The organism is Luteimonas fraxinea, from assembly GCF_021233355.1.
Taxonomy (GTDB): Bacteria; Pseudomonadota; Gammaproteobacteria; order Xanthomonadales; family Xanthomonadaceae; genus Luteimonas; species Luteimonas fraxinea.
Window position 1 is genome coordinate 3,963,147 of sequence record NZ_CP089507.1, and the last position, 16,246, is coordinate 3,979,392.

General features: G+C 65.1%; 17 protein-coding genes. All 17 read right to left on the reverse strand.

Annotated features, from left to right (window positions below; translation table 11 throughout):
- Positions 1-186 precede the first annotated feature (186 nt).
- Positions 187-846 carry a class I SAM-dependent methyltransferase gene (locus LU699_RS18060; protein ID WP_269781312.1) on the reverse strand — a complete coding sequence of 220 codons (660 nt, stop codon included), beginning with the start codon at positions 844-846 and terminating at the stop codon, positions 187-189.
- Positions 786-1,376: a hypothetical protein gene (locus LU699_RS18065; RefSeq protein WP_232580349.1), complete on the reverse strand. Its 591-nt coding sequence runs from the start codon at positions 1,374-1,376 to the stop codon at positions 786-788. The genes LU699_RS18060 and LU699_RS18065 overlap by 61 nt, the downstream gene beginning before the upstream one ends.
- A gap of 632 nt (positions 1,377-2,008) precedes the next feature.
- The gene (locus LU699_RS18070) at positions 2,009-2,929 is read right to left on the reverse strand and encodes a nucleotidyl transferase AbiEii/AbiGii toxin family protein (protein WP_232580351.1); all 921 of its coding nucleotides are present in this window, start codon (positions 2,927-2,929) and stop codon (positions 2,009-2,011) included.
- Positions 2,926-3,663: a type IV toxin-antitoxin system AbiEi family antitoxin gene (locus LU699_RS18075; protein ID WP_232580356.1), complete on the reverse strand. Its 738-nt coding sequence runs from the start codon at positions 3,661-3,663 to the stop codon at positions 2,926-2,928. The genes LU699_RS18070 and LU699_RS18075 overlap by 4 nt, the downstream gene beginning before the upstream one ends.
- A gap of 94 nt (positions 3,664-3,757) precedes the next feature.
- Entirely contained in the window at positions 3,758-4,018 is a 261-nt protein-coding gene (locus LU699_RS18080) for a DUF2274 domain-containing protein (protein ID WP_232580358.1), read from the reverse strand.
- Positions 4,015-5,307: a TraB/TrbI/VirB10 family type IV secretion system protein gene (locus tag LU699_RS18085; RefSeq protein WP_232580359.1), complete on the reverse strand. Its 1,293-nt coding sequence runs from the start codon at positions 5,305-5,307 to the stop codon at positions 4,015-4,017. Before LU699_RS18085 ends, LU699_RS18080 begins: the two co-directional genes overlap by 4 nt.
- Before the next feature lie 2 nt (positions 5,308-5,309).
- Positions 5,310-6,299, reverse strand: coding sequence for a P-type conjugative transfer protein TrbG (gene trbG, locus LU699_RS18090; protein ID WP_232580361.1), 990 nt, complete (start codon positions 6,297-6,299; stop codon positions 5,310-5,312).
- Positions 6,296-7,000, reverse strand: a complete 705-nt coding sequence (gene trbF / locus LU699_RS18095) for a conjugal transfer protein TrbF (RefSeq protein WP_232580362.1) — start codon at positions 6,998-7,000, stop codon at positions 6,296-6,298. The genes trbG and trbF overlap by 4 nt, the downstream gene beginning before the upstream one ends.
- A gap of 12 nt (positions 7,001-7,012) precedes the next feature.
- Entirely contained in the window at positions 7,013-8,404 is a 1,392-nt protein-coding gene (trbL, locus tag LU699_RS18100; protein ID WP_232580364.1) for a P-type conjugative transfer protein TrbL, read from the reverse strand.
- Positions 8,401-8,703 carry a hypothetical protein gene (locus LU699_RS18105; protein WP_232580365.1) on the reverse strand — a complete coding sequence of 101 codons (303 nt, stop codon included), beginning with the start codon at positions 8,701-8,703 and terminating at the stop codon, positions 8,401-8,403. Before LU699_RS18105 ends, trbL begins: the two co-directional genes overlap by 4 nt.
- Before the next feature lie 12 nt (positions 8,704-8,715).
- Positions 8,716-9,444 (reverse strand): P-type conjugative transfer protein TrbJ, encoded by a 729-nt coding sequence (trbJ, locus tag LU699_RS18110; protein WP_232580372.1) that lies wholly within the window; start codon positions 9,442-9,444, stop codon positions 8,716-8,718.
- A complete protein-coding gene (gene trbE / locus LU699_RS18115; protein WP_232580373.1) occupies positions 9,441-11,888 on the reverse strand; it encodes a conjugal transfer protein TrbE in 2,448 nt (815 codons plus the stop codon). Before trbE ends, trbJ begins: the two co-directional genes overlap by 4 nt.
- Positions 11,889-11,900: 12 nt before the next feature.
- Positions 11,901-12,170: a VirB3 family type IV secretion system protein gene (locus tag LU699_RS18120; RefSeq protein ID WP_003487982.1), complete on the reverse strand. Its 270-nt coding sequence runs from the start codon at positions 12,168-12,170 to the stop codon at positions 11,901-11,903.
- Positions 12,167-12,550, reverse strand: a complete 384-nt coding sequence (locus LU699_RS18125; RefSeq protein WP_232580374.1) for a TrbC/VirB2 family type IV secretion system protein — start codon at positions 12,548-12,550, stop codon at positions 12,167-12,169. The genes LU699_RS18120 and LU699_RS18125 overlap by 4 nt, the downstream gene beginning before the upstream one ends.
- The gene (trbB, locus tag LU699_RS18130) at positions 12,547-13,518 is read right to left on the reverse strand and encodes a P-type conjugative transfer ATPase TrbB (protein WP_425491663.1); all 972 of its coding nucleotides are present in this window, start codon (positions 13,516-13,518) and stop codon (positions 12,547-12,549) included. Before trbB ends, LU699_RS18125 begins: the two co-directional genes overlap by 4 nt.
- A gap of 68 nt (positions 13,519-13,586) precedes the next feature.
- Entirely contained in the window at positions 13,587-14,051 is a 465-nt protein-coding gene (locus LU699_RS18135; protein WP_232580376.1) for a CopG family transcriptional regulator, read from the reverse strand.
- Positions 14,048-16,045 (reverse strand): conjugal transfer protein TraG, encoded by a 1,998-nt coding sequence (locus LU699_RS18140; protein ID WP_232580377.1) that lies wholly within the window; start codon positions 16,043-16,045, stop codon positions 14,048-14,050. Before LU699_RS18140 ends, LU699_RS18135 begins: the two co-directional genes overlap by 4 nt.
- Positions 16,046-16,246 lie beyond the last annotated feature (201 nt).

A 16,246-nucleotide genomic window follows, 5' to 3' on the forward strand; every position in this document is an offset into this window, starting at 1 on the left:
GAGTAGGGGATGCGCGTTTTCGAACCGCGCAAGTCTTTAGCACTCCATCTTGCGTGCCTCAAGATCCAGATTTTTCGAGAAATCGTTCAGCGATCGGATCGCTCAAACTAAGCCTGGAAATCTGCGCTTTAAGGCATCTCTGTTACTGAAAAATTTGAAAAGCGCATGACGAGCGGAAGCGCGATTCTAACGATGCTTAAGAACAATCTTGATCCACCGCACTTCTGTACGTTTTAAGTAGTCCTCAGATTTTCGCCCCTGATAAATCACTTCCAGCCCAGCGGCTGCCGACTGAGCAATGAATTCGCAGACGTCGATGGGGTACATCGGCCTGTCGGGCAGCTCGGCACCGATTCTGAGAGTTAACGCAATGCTTCCGTCTATACTGAGTAGCTGCTTCATGCTCTGCAGAGAGAGCGGACGATCCCTCGGCTCGATGTGCATCCAAACGGCACTTAACAGGATGAAATCATAGGTATCCCTAAGAGCCTTCACCTTGTCTAGGTTCGGCAAATAATCATCGATCCATCTAATTTTTGCTTTGCGATGCTTGGCCTCAGCAAGAGCTCGAAGACCATGACTTGGCTCGACCGCAGTAACTTCATATCCTCGCGCTGCGAGTGCGGATGCGTCCCTACCCGATCCCGCACCAATGTCCAAGCACCTTGCCCCTGGTGCAGGAAGAAATCGCAGAAAAGATCGATGGGTAGACGAAAAGCGAAGGCTCTCATAGGTCTGAAAGAACCTGTCACTAGCTTCATCGTAAGCGGACCAAGCTGCTCGACTCACGGCGGCGGCTTTCGCAAGGCGTTTGTCGGCGGCTTGACTAGAGGGACGGCAATGCATAAACGAGGCAACGCCGGTTTCGCGACCACCTCAATTCTTAGTGCGGAACGGTCCGCTTCCTTGGAGGGAGCCAGCTTCTTTGACAATGATGAGGGATGAGAGGCGCCAAGCAGGCTGACAATGGCTGAACCGAGAAGCGCGGCGGTCCAGCAGTTAATGACAATGTTCTTAGGCCCTGCCGTATTCGGCGTCTCAGCGGAAAACTGATCCTGCTTATCGATTTGTGTTTGTATCAGACGGCGAAGGCGTCGAATTATCCTAATAGCCAGAAGGCTAAAGAAAGCAGCAAAAATCAGAACCGCGATGCGAGCTCTTGGGTCTTCAACCGTAGTGGCCCCGTACCAAAGGCCGCCGGTGATCGCGATTACGATGCTTGGAACCTGCCACATCAGTTGATTCAACGACCGCAGATGCTGACCGGCTTCCAAGTACTGAAGCTCACGCTGTCGGAATCCCCATTTCCGATCTTCGAGCTCACTGGCGAGGCGGTTCTTTAATATCTCTATCGATTCTAGAGGCGTGGGATTCATGTCGAGGAAAGCCTCGCCGACCAGATCGGCCTGCAAATTTGTAGGCGCCGGTCGCTCATTGTCATCCGCGTACGGACGATTCCGGGCTCTCGGCAGTCGCGGGCGGCTAGTGATCTCGCGCTAATGGCGCTCAGCTTCTTCATTTGCTCACCCGCCCAGTAAGGCTCATTCTGATCTTCAGCCGAATTAGGGTCATAACCTGCGTAGCCCGGACCAGTCTTAGCCTTAAGCCGTATTAAACATAGGAGCGTTCCTCAGTCTTGTCGATATGTGCCGCTTGCCCAACAAGAACAGACCAGGCTTTTGCCGGACTTGCACGATGGCTCCGTCCGCGGAAGGCGCTGTCGGGATACTCAAGCTGCATAGAGGGAAACGGCGCACAAGTCGTTTTCGTTGCACCTAGGCTACGAAGATGCTGAAGGCTCGTTGAGACGAGCCGGTCCGCGATTTACGCAAGTGGTCGGGCGCTGCTCGCTTCACTCCCACTCGATCATCAACAAGCCACGCAGACCCGCGTGGCTTAAGGGATTTTCGGTGATCGACATGGGCCTCTACCGTCGCTTTTACCGTCAGAAACGCACATCATTTGCTGACGCGGGTTTACGGGGGATCGGCCTGTCATCAATCAGCGCCTAGGATAACGCAGACATCCGCGTCGCGAGCAAGTCGGCCTGCTCGGCAAACTTCTTCAAATCGGTCTTCTGCAACTGCGCCAGGTTGTGCAGCTTCCAGCGGATGCCCGGCAGTTGTTCAAGGTGCGCGATGCCCAGCAACGACCACTCCGGCGTGCCGGCAACCAGCGACAACAGAAAGCGCCGCTCGCTCTGGTCCAAGCCCTGATGGATTTCGCGCGCCATGCGTTCTCGCGCGGCGAGCAACGCATCGAGTGGTACCGGCTCGGTCGTCATGCCTTGGAAGTTGTGCGCGTAGTCGTGCCGGATGTCCCTCAGCGGAGGGAACAGCACTTCATGGATCGGCCGGTTGCTGCTGGACAGGTAGACCACGAAAGCGCGCCGGATGCCAGGCGTGATGCCCTCGTGCGCAAAGAGCTGCATCACGTCGAATAGGTCGCGCGGGTGCTGCCTATCCAGTGCCGCCACCAGCTTGCCGCCGTACACGTCCTCCAGCGACACCACCGGGATGTCCAGATCGGCCATCAACACATCGCGCGCGGTCGGTGTGAGCGAAGCGCGGCGCACCGGCTGCACGGTGCCGCGCATGACGAAGTTGACTTCGATCTTGACCTGGATCGAGCCGCGGCGTACCAGCAATTTGGTCTCCCCTGCTGCTGCCGCCGGCACATGCGTCTGGAATCCTCGCTTCTTCAAGCGCTCTGCGGCCTGCCGGACGGCCTCGTTGATGCGCGTCAGCGCCGCGTCACGCGGCAGCGTGTGATCGGGAAAGACCAGATCGAGATCGACCGACAAGCGCGGCATGTCGCGCACGAACAGATTGATCGCCGTGCCGCCCTTCAATGCGAAGGTGCCGTCCACGAACACCAGCGGCGCCACCTGCGTTAGCAACCGCGCGGTATCGAGATAGACCGGATTCATGGCTTGAGCACCAGCAGGCCATCAGCCGATCGGGACACCCAGGGCCGGTCGCTGCCCGTCGGCAGCTTGGCCGGATCGAGCTTGGCTGCCCAAGGTAGCGACGCCTCGCGGGCAAGTTGCAGGCACAGCCGCACGGTCTTGACGCTTGTGCAGCGTTGCAGGAGTTCGCGCAGCACGTCAGCGCGCAGGCTATAGGCGCTTTCGACGAGTTCGCGGGCTTCCTGCAACGGCTGACGCACGCCGACTTCGCTTAACAGTTCCAGCAATGCGCGCTCCGGCGCGGACACCTGCGGCGCCCCGCTGCGCTTCTCGAACGGGCCGACGTGTAGCAAGACGTCCGGCTGCTCGTCGAACAGACGCTTGCGGTGGTACTCGGCCGGGAAACGTTCGGTGAACCATTCCGGCAGACGCGCTGCCGTCCAGCCATACAGGTGCAGCGCGGGCTGCTGCGACACGTACTGGCGCACGCCGTACCAGTCCAGGGCCGACTTGCCGCCAACGTGCAACCCCGCGAACCTGCGCTGCAACAGCAGCAGGCTGGGATGCAGAGCCAGGGTGTCGTTCGGACGGCCATAGACGCCGCGCGCCAGGCGCGTGAGCCATCCTGCCCGGACGTAGTGGACGGCCAAGTCGGCGGAGATGCCCAGCGCCGCCAAATCCTCGGAGGTCAGTGGCGTCCCCGGTGCCAGCCGGGTGTAGAGCGCATTTAGCTTGCTTTTAGTAGTCGTAGCCATACTACGATTTTTACAACTTTTCCAAGCGAGAGTCAATTTGATATGGCGCTACCAATCGTAGTCTGGATACGACAATGAAAACTTATTCAAACTTTCACCCCTTCTGTATAGCCGCGCGGGAAGACGGCCGGTTGTCGTCTCCCCTGCCCCGCCTAAATCCCCGGTCGCCGGCGATGAACGCCTCCAGCATGTGCGGGATCAGCGTCACGGCATCGACAGTCTCGCCATACGCCTGCGCGTGCAGCGCGGCGTAGCGTTCAAGGTCGGCCTTCAGGCTGGCCGGGCACGCGAAGGTCAGCTTGATGCTTTCGGTCTTGGGCAGAGGCCCCAGCCGCAGCTTCTTGGTCGTGCTCATCGTGAAATCCCCCGATTGAAGAACAGCGGCTGGTACGGTCGCAGCACCAGATCCCGGTTGACGATGATGCGCACCGGCAGGCCCGGTCGTTCCGTCAGCGTGGGTTGGATGTTGAGGTTGCGCCGGGTCATCTCCTGGCCGACCTGATTGATGCTGTCCTGCGCGCTGTCACGCCCGGCGATGATGACGCGATCACCGTTCTGGCGGTTCTCCGGCGCGGCCAGCTCGGCACCGACGCCCAGCAGCGTGGTCAGCACCGCGCCAGCAAAGATGCGATCCCAATGCCAATCGACGCCATCCTCCAGGCCGGCATAGCCGGCCGGGTCGGTGCCGGCCAGGTTGTCGAGCGTCAGCGAGGACGTATCGGGCAGGATGATCCGGTTCCAGACGACTTGAACGCGGCTCTGCCCGTAGCTGACCTGGCTGTTGTAACGGCCGAGGATGCGCGAACCCTGCGGGATCAGCAGAAACTTGCCCGTAGCCGTGTCATAGATCGGCTCCGTGACCGTGGCAATCACGTCGCCCGGTAGATCGGACTTGATACCCGTCACCAGCGCCCCGGCGATCACCGTGCCGGCCATGACTTGATACGGCGATGCCGGTATTTGCAGGTTGCCGGAATTACGGGTTTCCGTGGTGCCGGCTTGCTGGAACGCCTCCTTCTGGTCTTGCCGGTTCTGCACGGCGGTTGGGTCGGCAGGCTGGGCCGCCGTCGAGGCCGGCCCGGCCGCCATCGGGTCGAAGGCCGCATTGGCGGCGAAGCCCGGCGCGGCGGCCACCAGCGACTGCGCCACCGGCGCGGCCTGCTGGGTGCCGGTGCGGAAGAATACCGACGACGCAGCCGCTTCCTCGGCTTCCTTCAACCGCGCCAGGCGTTCCGCCTCGGCCGGGTCATGACCGGGTGTGGCGTAGGCGGCCACGGCCGGCTGCTGCGAATTCACGATGGCCGGCCCAAGGTCGCCCGGCAGCGGCGGCCCCAGCTCGGGCACGTCGGGGGGCAAAGTCGGCGGCAGCTTGGAATAGTCGGCCGGAAGCTGGTCGAGTCCTTCGGAGCGTGAAACGCGATCTACGTTGTATAGCTCGGCCTGCTCGTTGGCTCCGCGTCGCTGCGGTTGCAGCGACCACATCAGCGCGCCGAGCACGGCGACCGACAGGCCGCCGGCGAGGATGGCCAGCGTGCGCCGGTTCAGCCGTGTGACCGGATGCGGCTGGGCGCGCAGCGCCACCGCTTCGGGTTCGACCTTGCCCGCCGGCGGCACGGCAACGTCGGGAGTGTCGTCTTGGCTCATGGTCAGTTCCTCCGCGTGCCATCCGTGCGCTCGATGCGCACTACGTCGCCACCGTCCCCGCCCAAGCGCAGTTCAGCCGCACCGAACAGCCGATCGACGATGTAGTACGGCGAGCGGAAGCGGTAGTTCACCAGTTGCCCGTCGCCCTGCGCGCCGATGACGAACAGCGGCGGCAGCTCGCCTTGGGCGATGCCCGGCGGGAACTGGATATAGACCTTTTCGCCGTCGTCGAAAGCGCGCAGCGGCTTCCACGGCGGATTGCTGCCACTGATCGCGTAGCGGAAGCGGATCTTCTCCAGCGACAGGCCGGTATCCACCGGCGCGGTCGCCTGCGCGGCCTGCGCCTGGCGCTGCAAGGCCAGCATCCGGTCTCTCGGGTAATCCCAGGACACCGAGGCCATCCAGGCGCGTTCGGTCGAAGTGAGTTCCAGCAGGTACGTCCGGCGGCTGGTGGTGATGACCAGGTTCGTCTTCAGCCCGGAACGGATCGGCTTGACCAGCACATTGATGCGCAGCTCATCACCGCTGCCGCTGGACGTGTCGCCGACGATCCAGCGCACGGTATCGCCGGCGGCGACCGTCACCAGTTCTTCGCCGGGCTGGAGCGAAACCACGGTGACGCGCCCCGGCGCGGCATAGACCTGATACAGCGCGCCGTCGGTGTATGGCCAGACTTGAATCGCGTTGACGTAGCCCTCGCGCGTGGGCGCGATGCGCGCCTCTGCATTGGCCTTCGACACGCGCACGGTCTCGTCGGCCGGTTCCGGCGCGGGCTTGGCCTCGTCCACCTCCGGCAGCGGCTTCAACTGCGCCGGCAGCGCCAGCGGCTCGGGAATGGCAACAACCTCCACCGGCTGGGGCGGTTCGGGCAGCGGCTGGGCCTGCACGGGTTCATCGAGCGAAATGGTCGGCGGCGGCTTGCCCTGCGTGGCGCAGCCCGACAGGGCAAGAAACAACAACGGCAAAGCGTAAAAGCGGAAAGGCAGGTTCATGGCTTGGCTCCTTCGGAAGAATCCAGCTCGCGGCTCCACGACAGGCCGTTGACATAGATGCCAAGCGGGTTGTGGCGCAGACGTTCCTCGGTGCGCGGGGTTTGCAGCACGATGGACACCACGGCCGTCCACCGCTCCAAGCCGGCGGCGGCGCCATTGACGTAGCGGCGTTCCGTCCAGCGCACGTTGAACGACGTGTCGCTGGCGCGAACCACGCTGGTGATCTGCACCGCTACCGACTCGCGGCCGATGCGGGCGAACGGGTCATTGCTGCGGGCGTAGTCGTTGAGCACCGCCGCCCCCTTGTCGGTGGTGTAGTCGTAGGCATCGAGCCAGTTCTGGCGCACGACGATGGGGTCGATGGACAGCGACCGAACCAGCGTGATGAAGCGCGCGATGTGGTGCGCCATCTGCGCGTCGTTGGGCCGGTACGGCGTGGCGGCTTCGCCCACGGCGCGTACCTGGCCGGCGTTGTCCACTTCCACCACATAGGGCGTGACGATGGACTGCGCCGAGCGCCAGACCAGGCCGCCAGCCATCAGCAGCGCCAGCACCAGGCAGCCGAAGGCCATCAGCCGCCAGTTCTTCGCCTGCACGCGGGCCGAGCCGATACGCTCGTCCCACACCTGCGCAGCGGCTTGATACGGAGTGGCAGGCTGCGGCGTGTCGGCATAGCGCACCTGCGGTCGCTTGAATCGCATGGTCGTCTCTCCTTATGAATCATCGGAATCGCGCAGGCTCGGCCCCTGGCCGGAGCCGCCGCCATCGCCACCGCGCAGCGTGTGAGCGGTGGTGGTCGCGGCATGGGTCATCTGCTGGCGGCGGTGCAGACGCTTGGCCCAGGCCGGTTGCTTCTGTCCGGCGGCGGCCGGGGCATCGCCTCCGGCTGCATCCCCTTGGGCGGCAGCGCCACTGGCCGCTGCCGCACCGCCGCCAGAAGCCGGTGCCGCGCCGTCGGCGCGGAAAGCGGCGGCTGTCCGGTCTTTGAGCGAGCGCGCCCCGGCGGCGGCCTTTTGGCCGGTGGCCTGCGCACCGGTCTTGGCGACGTTACCCAGGCCCGCCATCGCGCCTTTGGCCCCGCCACCGGCTGCGGCGGAACCGGCCTGGAACGCCGACCGGGCGCTGCCGGCCGTCGAGGCAGCGGCACGCGCACCGCTGCCGGCCAGCCTGGCAGCGGCCGGCGCCATGCGCGCCCCGGCCATGACCGCACCGCCCACGCCAGTCGCGGCGGCACCAATGGCCACGCCCGTGCCAACAGCGCCGACAGCGGCCCCGGCCATCGCGCCCGCGCCAAGCTGCGGCGCACCCGACACGAGGCCGGTGGCGATGCCCGGCCCGAAGATGCCCAGCGCCAGCAGCGCAAGCGAGGCCAGCATCACGACCAGGGCATGGTCGATGGACGGCTCATCCGGCACGGTCTGGAACTCGGCGAACAGGCCCGAACCGATGCCGACGATCACAGCCAAAACCAAGACCTTGATGCCAGCCGACACCACATTGCCTAGAACCTTCTCGGCCAGGAATGCGGTCTTGTTCCAAAGCGCGAACGGCACCAGCACGAACCCGGCGAGCGTGGTCAGCTTGAACTCGATGAGGGTGATGAAAAGCTGGATCGCCAGCACGAAGAAGCAGAGCACCACCACCAGCCAGGCGATGAACATCACCACGATGGGGTCGAGATTGACGAACACCTCGGGGAACCCGGCCATGTCGCCGATCTGCTCCAGAATCGGCGCACCCGCGTCAATGCCGGTTTTCGCCAGCCGCCCCGGCTGAAGAAAGTTCTCCATCGTGATGGCCGAGCCGGTGGCCGTCAGGCCCAGGCCGGCGAACGAGCGAAACACGATGCCGGACAGCCAGTTGAAGTTATTGATGATGTAGGCGAAGGCGCCGACGTAGAGCACCTTGCGCAGCAGCTTGGCGATCACGTCTTCGCCCTGGCCGGTCGCGTGGCTCATGGCCCAATACAGGCCGGCGATGGTCATGTCGATGACGATGAGCGTGGCGGTCAAGAACGCCACTTCGCCTTGCAACAGCCCAAAGCCCGAGTCGATGTAGCGCGAGAACGTGTCCAGAAAGCGGTCGATGATGGTCACGTCGTTCATGGCGTGTCCTCCACGGCTGGCTCATCGAAGCTGGGGGGAATCGGCGGCAGCTCGGCCAGCGTCCGGTATTCGTCCGGCCCGGTCTGGCCGGCGAAGAAGCGCCGCCGGAACGCCTCGGCTGCTGCGCGGCAGGCGTCCTCGCCCACGGCTTGCCGGTCGACCGCGCATTGCTCGCGCAGCGCCTTGAGCCGCACGGGATCTGTGGTCAAGATGTCGGCAAAGTCTTCGGCCTGCTGCTGGCCGCACGCGGTCAGCAGCAGGGCCAGCAGCGAAGCCGACAGGGCGAGGACACACCGCATGGCTGTCTCCCGTCAGTTGCCGTAGAAGTCCACGCGCTGCGGCGTGTAAGGCGTGCCGGTGCCGAGGAAGCGCCGCCGCACTTCGCGGGCGCGCTCGGTGGCCGCCGCCTGCCGCGCCAGTTCTAGCGAGGCCGCACGGTCTTGCGTGATCTGGAGCTGCTGCGCCTGGATGGACTGCTTGGCCTGCAGGGCCAGAAGCTGGTTCGTCGCCTGCATCGCTTGCAGCGCGCCGGTGGCGGACTGACTCTGGCTGACCAGATCGGCCAGCGCGCTTTCGTCTTGGGTCAGGTTCTGCGACACCTGGGCTTGCATCCGCATGGCGGTGTGCAGGCCGTTCAAGCTGTTCTGCCAGCGTTCGCGGGCGTCCTGGGCCATGCGGTCGCCGCTGACGGTGGCGGCGTACTGCTCGGGATACAGACGCGCGAACTCCCGATCCATGCTCGTCACATCAAAGGCCAGCCCCTGCGCCTCGGCGATCAGACGCTCGGTGGTGGCGAGCGTCGAACGCAGGCGGTTGACGATGTTGAAGTCCAGGCTCGCCAGATTGCGAGCTTGGTTCATCAGCATCTGCGCCTCGTTTTGCAGTTGATTGATCTGGTTGTTGATCTGCTCCAGCGTGCGAACGGCGGTGAGCGTGTTCTGCACGAGGTTGGTGGGATCGACCACGACCCATTGCGCCTGGACGGTAGAGACGGTGCAGAGCATGGCCGCGACAGTGGCGGCGAGAAGACGCTTTTTCATGGCTGGTTCTCCGATAGTTGGGACAAGAAGGAAGCAGCCGCCGGTGCGGACGGCAGCAGGTCGGCGGCCCAGTCGAGGCCGCGATGGCGCAGCCACGCGCCCGCGAAGCCGGGAGCGCCGGCTTGTGCAAGCACGCGGTCAATGTCGCGTTGGTCTTGGGGGGTGGATGCGCCCGCGAAGGCGAGCGCCACTGGCCCCAGGTCGAGGTCGAACAGGCGATTGCCGAGACGGGATTGGTAGTAGTAGTCGCGCTTGGGCTGCGCGGTGGCGACGATCTCGATTTGCCGGCTGTTGAGGCCGAAGCCCTCGTAGATCGTGCGAATCTGCGGCTCGGTGGCCTGCGGGTTAGGTAAGAAAATCCGACTCGCGCAGCTCTCGATGATCGCGGGCGCAATGGTCGAGTCCTTGATGTCGGCCAGCGACTGTGTGGCAAAGATGACGCTGACGTTCTTTTTCCTGAGCGTCTTGAGCCATTGCCGGATGCGGGCCGCAAAGGACGGTTCGTCAAGGAACAGCCACGCCTCATCGAGAATCAGCAGCGTGGGCGCGCCGTCGAACCGCTCATCGAAGCGCGCGAACAGATAGCGCAGCACCGCCTGCACGGCGGCGGGGCTGTGCATCAGTTCTTCCATCTCGAAGCCCTGCACGTCGCCGCTGCCCAGCCGGTCGCGGTCGGCGTCCAGAAGCTTGCCGTGGGCGCCGCCGAGCACATAGGGCGACAGCGCCTGACGCAGCGCGTTCGATTGCAGCAGCACGGAAAGCCCGGTCATCGTGCGCTGTTCCTGCGGCGCACCCGCGAGGCTTCCCAGCGCCGACCAGATGGCCGCCTTCTCGTCCGGGCCGACGGTCACGCCTTCATGCAGCAGCCGGCCCTCGATCCATTCAGCCGCCCAGGTGCGGTTGCCCTCACGGTCGATGCGCGCGAGCGGCTGAAACGCGATGCCGCCATCGGCGCCCAGGTCATAGTGCTCGCCACCCAGGCCCAGGATGGTGGCGCGCATGGAGCGGCCCATGTCGAAGGCGAAGATCCGCGAGCCGAAGTAGCGGCGGAACTGCAAGGCCAGCATTGCCAGCAGGACAGATTTGCCCATGCCGGTCGGACCGGCGACCAGCGTGTGCCCCACGTCGCCGATGTGCGTCACCAGCCGGAACGGCGTGGCGCCATCGGTGCGGGTGACGATCAGTGGTGGGCCGTCCAGATGGTCGTTTTTCTCCGGCCCCGCCCATACCGCCGACAGCGGCATCATGTGCGCCAGGTTCAGCGTCGAGACGATGGGCTGGCGCACGTTCGCGTAAGCGTTGCCGGGGATCGAGGACAGCCACGCATCGACGGCGTTCAGCGTTTCGGGGATGGTGACGAACCCGCGCCCCTGGATGACGCGCTCCACCATGCGCAGCTTCTCGTCAGCCGCGCCGGCATCCGTGTCCATCACGGTGACGGTCGCCGTCAGGTAGCCGAAGGCGACCTGATCGCTGCCCAGTTCCTGCAACGCAGCGTCGGCGTCGGCCGCCTTGTTGCTGGCGTCGGTATCGACCAGAGGCGACTCCTGCTGGAAGATGGTTTCGCGCAACAGCGCGACGACGTTCTTGCGCTTGGCGAACCACTGACGGCGCAGGCGGCCGAGTTCCTTTTCCGCCTCGGCCTTGTCCATGCAGACAAAGCGCGTGCTCCAGCGGTAGCCAAAGCCCAGGCGGTTGAGGTCGTCCAGAATCCCCGGCCAGGTCGAAGTCGGAAAGCCGCGCACCGACACCACGCGCAGGTGCTGGTCGCCCAGCATGGGTGCCAGGCCACCGACCAGCGCGGAGTCGGCCAGCAGCGCGTCGATGTGAAACGGCACTTCGGGCACGCCCACGCGGTAGCGTCGTGTCGAGACGGTCGCGTGCAGATAGGTCAGCGTTTCAGCGTCATCGAGCCAGGCGATTTCCGGCATCACGCCATCGAGCAGGTCGAAGACGCGATCGGTTTCCGCGATGAAGGTATCGAGCCGGCCACGCCAGTCCACACCGTCGCCGGGCGAGTTCTCGTAGAGCAGCTTGGCAGCGCGGGCGCGCGATTCCTCGGGCGGCAGGTACGCGAGCGTCAGGTGATAGCCACTCTCGAAGTGATGCCCCGACTCCTCGAAGGCGGCACGGCGTTCCTCATCGACCAGCCAGGACAGTGGCTCGGGGAAGTCGGAGTGCGGATAGTCCGCCGCCGGCCGGCGCTCGGCCTCGATGAATAAGGCCCAGCCCGAACCCAAGCGGCGCAGCGCGTTGTTGAGCCGCGCCGACGTTGCGATCAGCTCGCCTTGCGTAGCGCTGTCCAGATCAGGTCCGCGAAAGCGCGCCGTGCGCTGAAAACTGCCGTCCTTGTTCAAGACGACGCCGGGCGCGACCAGCCCGGCCCACGGCAGCCAGTCCGCGAGCAAGGCCGGACGCTGGCGGTATTCGGCAAGGTTCAGCATCGCGGCGTCTCCCTACACGTCCAGCAGTGGCTTGTGCTTGATGTGGCGGGCGAAGACCTGCATGAACTGCGGATCGACGCGCGCGCCCCACACCGCCAGCGAATGGCCGACGAGCCAGAGCACCAGCCCCGGAATCCACAGTTGCAGGCCCAGCCCGACGGCGGCGGCCAACGTGCCGTTGGCGATCGCCACCGTGCGCGGCGCGCCGCCCATGAGGATCGGCTCGGTCAGCGAGCGATGCAGCGGCACCTCGAAGCCCGGAAGATCGCTGGCCGTGCTCATACGACGGCCCCACCGGAGAAGCTGAAGAACGACAGGAAGAACGAGGACGCGGCGAACGCGATGCTCAAGCCGAACACGATCTGGATGAGCTTGCGGAAGCCGCCCGACGTGTCGCCGAAGGCCAGCGCCAGGCCCGTGGCGATGATGATGATGACCGCGACGATGCGCGCGACCGGCCCCTGGATGGAGTCGAGGATCGATTGCAGCGGGCCTTCCCACGGCATCGAGGAACCGGCGGCCTTCGCCGTGCCGGCCGTCATCAGCATGACGGCGGCCAGCAGCAGGCCGTTGTGTGCCGGCGCGGCCAGGCGCCGCAGGCGCGCAAGGATTGAGGCCGGATTTACGGAAAAACGGAAAGCAACAGCGTTCATCTGCGTCATGGCAGTTCTCCAGGGTGGTCAGGGGACGGGAAAGAAGGCGCCAGCGCGGGAAACGGCGTTTCCATCGCGTCCGCCAGGCGATAGCCGGCAGCGTCGAAGCCATTGAGGCGAGCAATGCTTTCGACGTGGCGCTTGCGGCCACGACCGGCGATGTGGATGACGACGTTGACCGCTTCGGCGATCAGCGCCCGCGGCGGATTCACCGCAACTTCGAGAATCAACTGTTCGAGGCGCAGCAGCGCGCCCAGCGCGGAACCGGCGTGGATCGTGGCGATGCCGCCGGGGTGTCCCGTGCCCCACACTTTGATGAGGTCGAGGGCTTCGCCGCCGCGCACTTCGCCGACGATCACCCGGTCTGGGCGCAGGCGCATCGTGGCGCGCACCAGCTCCTGCATCGACACCACGCCCGCACGGGTGCGCAGCGGTACATGGTCACGGGCCGCGCATTGCAGTTCGATGGTGTCTTCGAGTACCAGCACGCGATCGCCGGTGGCGGCGATCTCGGCCAGCAGCGCATTCGCCAAGGTGGTCTTGCCGGTGCTGGTGCCGCCTGCGATCAGGACGTTCTGCCGCTCGCGCACAGCGCGGCGCAGGAAGTCCGCTTGGCCGGCGGTCAGGATGCCGTCGGCCACGTAGCGATCCAGGCCGATGATGTTCACGGCACGCTTGCGCAGCGCGAAGGCCGGCCCCGGTGCGGCAGGTGGCAGGATGCCCTCGAAGCGTTCGCCCGTCTCGGGCAGCTCGGCGGTCAGCAGCGGCTGGCCACGATGCACTTCCGCGCCGACGTGGGCAGCGACCAGGCGGATGATGCGTTCGCCATCGGCCTCGGACAGCTCCACGCCCAACGGCGCACGGCCCGACGACAGCCGATCGATCCATAGTGTGCGGTCGGGGTTGAGCATGACTTCCACCACGTCCGGGTCTTCGAGTGCTGCGGCGATCAGCGGCCCCATTGCCGTGCGCAACATCTGGATGCGGCGATCCAGCGAGGTCGCGGCCGACGAACGAGGCTCGGGCGGGATCTGCGGAACGGCGCTCATGAGGCACGCTCCTGGGCTTCGGCCAGCGCCGCCGCGTCATCCATCCGCATCGGGTCGGGATGCAGTTCTTCCACCACGTCCCGCACCAGGCTGCGGCCGCGCAGCAGGTGGCGGCCGAGTTGTTCGACGAATTGCTCGAAGCGGGCCTTGCCCTGGGCGCGGGCGGCGTCCTGATGTGCCTCGGGCACGGGTGTACTGACGGTCAGGAAGTAGCGGACGAACAGCGCCAGCGTTTCGATCTGGATGTTCTGGTCACGCTCCATGCGCTCGGTCTGGCGCGACAGCCGATCCAGCCGCTTGGCGATGGCTGCCTCGCGCTGGTCGCCCGCGTCCGGCGACAACCAGGACGCCAGCGCCGCCGCGACGATGCTGGATTTCGAGACACCTTTCTTGGCGGCCAATTCGTCCAGGCGCTTGGCGTGCTCGGGCTGGATGAACAGGTTGAGTCGGTATTGGCTCATAGGTCGATTCCGTCGTTGGGGTTCAGCGATGCCAGCCGGGCCGTGCGCTGCATCGCGGGGTCGAGCTGGCCGGGAAGCGGCAGCGGCAGATCGTCGTCATCGAGCAGCGCCAGGTCATTGCCTGCGGACAGCGGTTCGGGGCTGTATTCGGTGACTTCGGTCAGCTCCGGCTGGCGGCGCGGGCCGCCGTCATCGGGGCCGCCCAGGGCATCAGCGGATACCGTCGCGGGTGCGGCGGGTACGGCCGGGATCGCCAAGCCGCTCCAGTCGTCGGCGCGGGCTGGTGGTGCGTCGGCATAGCGTGCTGCCGCCAGCATGGGCGGCGGCAGCACGCGCCGCTTGAAATTGGCGTCCGCGTAGTAGCGCAGCTTCTTCGCCTTGATCGGCGCGACGCTGGACACCATCACCACGGATTCATCGGGCGGAAGCTGCATCACTTCGCCCGGCGTCAGCAGCGGCCGCGCCGTTTCCTGCCGCGACACCATCAGGTGCCCGAGCCACGGCGCGAGCCGGTGGCCGGCGTAGTTACGCTGCGCGCGCAGTTCGGTGGCCGTGCCGAGCGTTTCGGAAATGCGCTTGGCCGTGCGTTCGTCGTTCGTCGCAAACGTCACGCGCACATGGCAGTTGTCCAAAATCGAATGGTTCTGGCCGTAGGCTTTGTCGATCTGGTTGAGCGACTGCGCGATGAGGAAACTGCGGATGCCGTAGCCGGCCATGAAGGCAAGCGCCGTCTCGAAGAAGTCGAGCCGGCCCAGCGCCGGAAACTCATCGAGCATCAGCAACAGCTTGTGGCGGCGTTCGATGCCGTCGCTGCCATCAAGCGATTCGGTGAGCCGCCGGCCGATCTGGTTGAGAATCAGCCGGATCAGCGGCTTGGTGCGGCTGATGTCCGAAGGCGGCACCACCAGGTACAGCGATACGGGATGCTCGGCAGAAATCAGGTCGGCGATGCGCCAGTCGCATCGTGACGTGACTTGGGCCACGGTCGGATCACGGTACAAGCCGAGGAACGACATGGCCGTGCTCAAGACGCCCGACCGCTCGTTGTCCGACTTGTTGAGAACTTCGCGGGCGGCGGATGCGACAACCGGATGCGGTGCATCGCCCAGGTGCCTCGTCGTCATCATCCGATGCAAGGTCAGCTCGAACGGGCAAGCCGGGTCGCTGAGGAAGTTGGCGACGCCGCGCAGCGTCTTGTCCTCGCCCGCGTAGAGCACATGCAGGATCGCGCCGACCAGTAGCGCGTGACTGGTCTTCTCCCAGTGATTGCGCTTCTCCAGCGCGCCTTCGGGATCGACCAGGATGTCGGCGATGTTCTGCACGTCGCGCACTTCATGCGCGCCGCGTCGCACCTCCAGCAGCGGGTTGTAGGCCGCCGAACTGGCATCGGTCGGGTTGAACAGCAGGCAATGCGAGAAACGTGAACGCCAGCCGGCGGTGATCTGCCAGTTCTCGCCCTTGATGTCGTGAATGACGGCGGATGCGGGCCAGGACAGCAACGTCGGCACCACCAGGCCCACGCCCTTGCCCGAGCGCGTCGGCGCGAAGGTCAGGACGTGTTCCGGGCCTTCATGGCGCAGATAGTCGTTGCGGTACTTGCCGAGGAAAATGCCGGCAGGCTGGTCGAGGCCGGCCTTGCGGATGTCGGCGGCATCGGCCCAGCGCGCCGAGCCGTAGGTCGTGACCAGCTTGGCCTGTCGCGAGCGCCACACCGACATGGCGATGGCGACCACCACGGCCAGCAGGCCGCTGCCGCCCGCAATCGCGCCGCCGGTGTCGAAGACCTGCGGCGCATAGGCGTCGAAGAAGAACCACCACTCGAACAGCCGCCAAGGGTAATAGACCGGCGTGCCGAAGAAGTCGAACCAGGGCGAGCCAAGGCGTAGCTGATAGCCCAGGGCGGCGGCTGTCCATTGCGTGGCACCCCACACACCGGCGATCACGATGCCGAAGACGGCGACGATCTGCCCGAACAGCACGCCCTGACCTTGCATAGACTGGCCTCCGATTTCTCCTGCGCTGATTCCTCGCTCACACGCGGCACAAGGACGTGCCGCATAGCGCGAGGATCAGTGCCGGGTCGGTGCCGGTCAAAGACCGTTATCGGAAGAAAGGTCGAGTAATTGGAAAGAATTGGACCTGCATCGCGCCAAAGAGAAACGCCGCAAGCGAGGGCACATTGCGGCGTGTCGGGC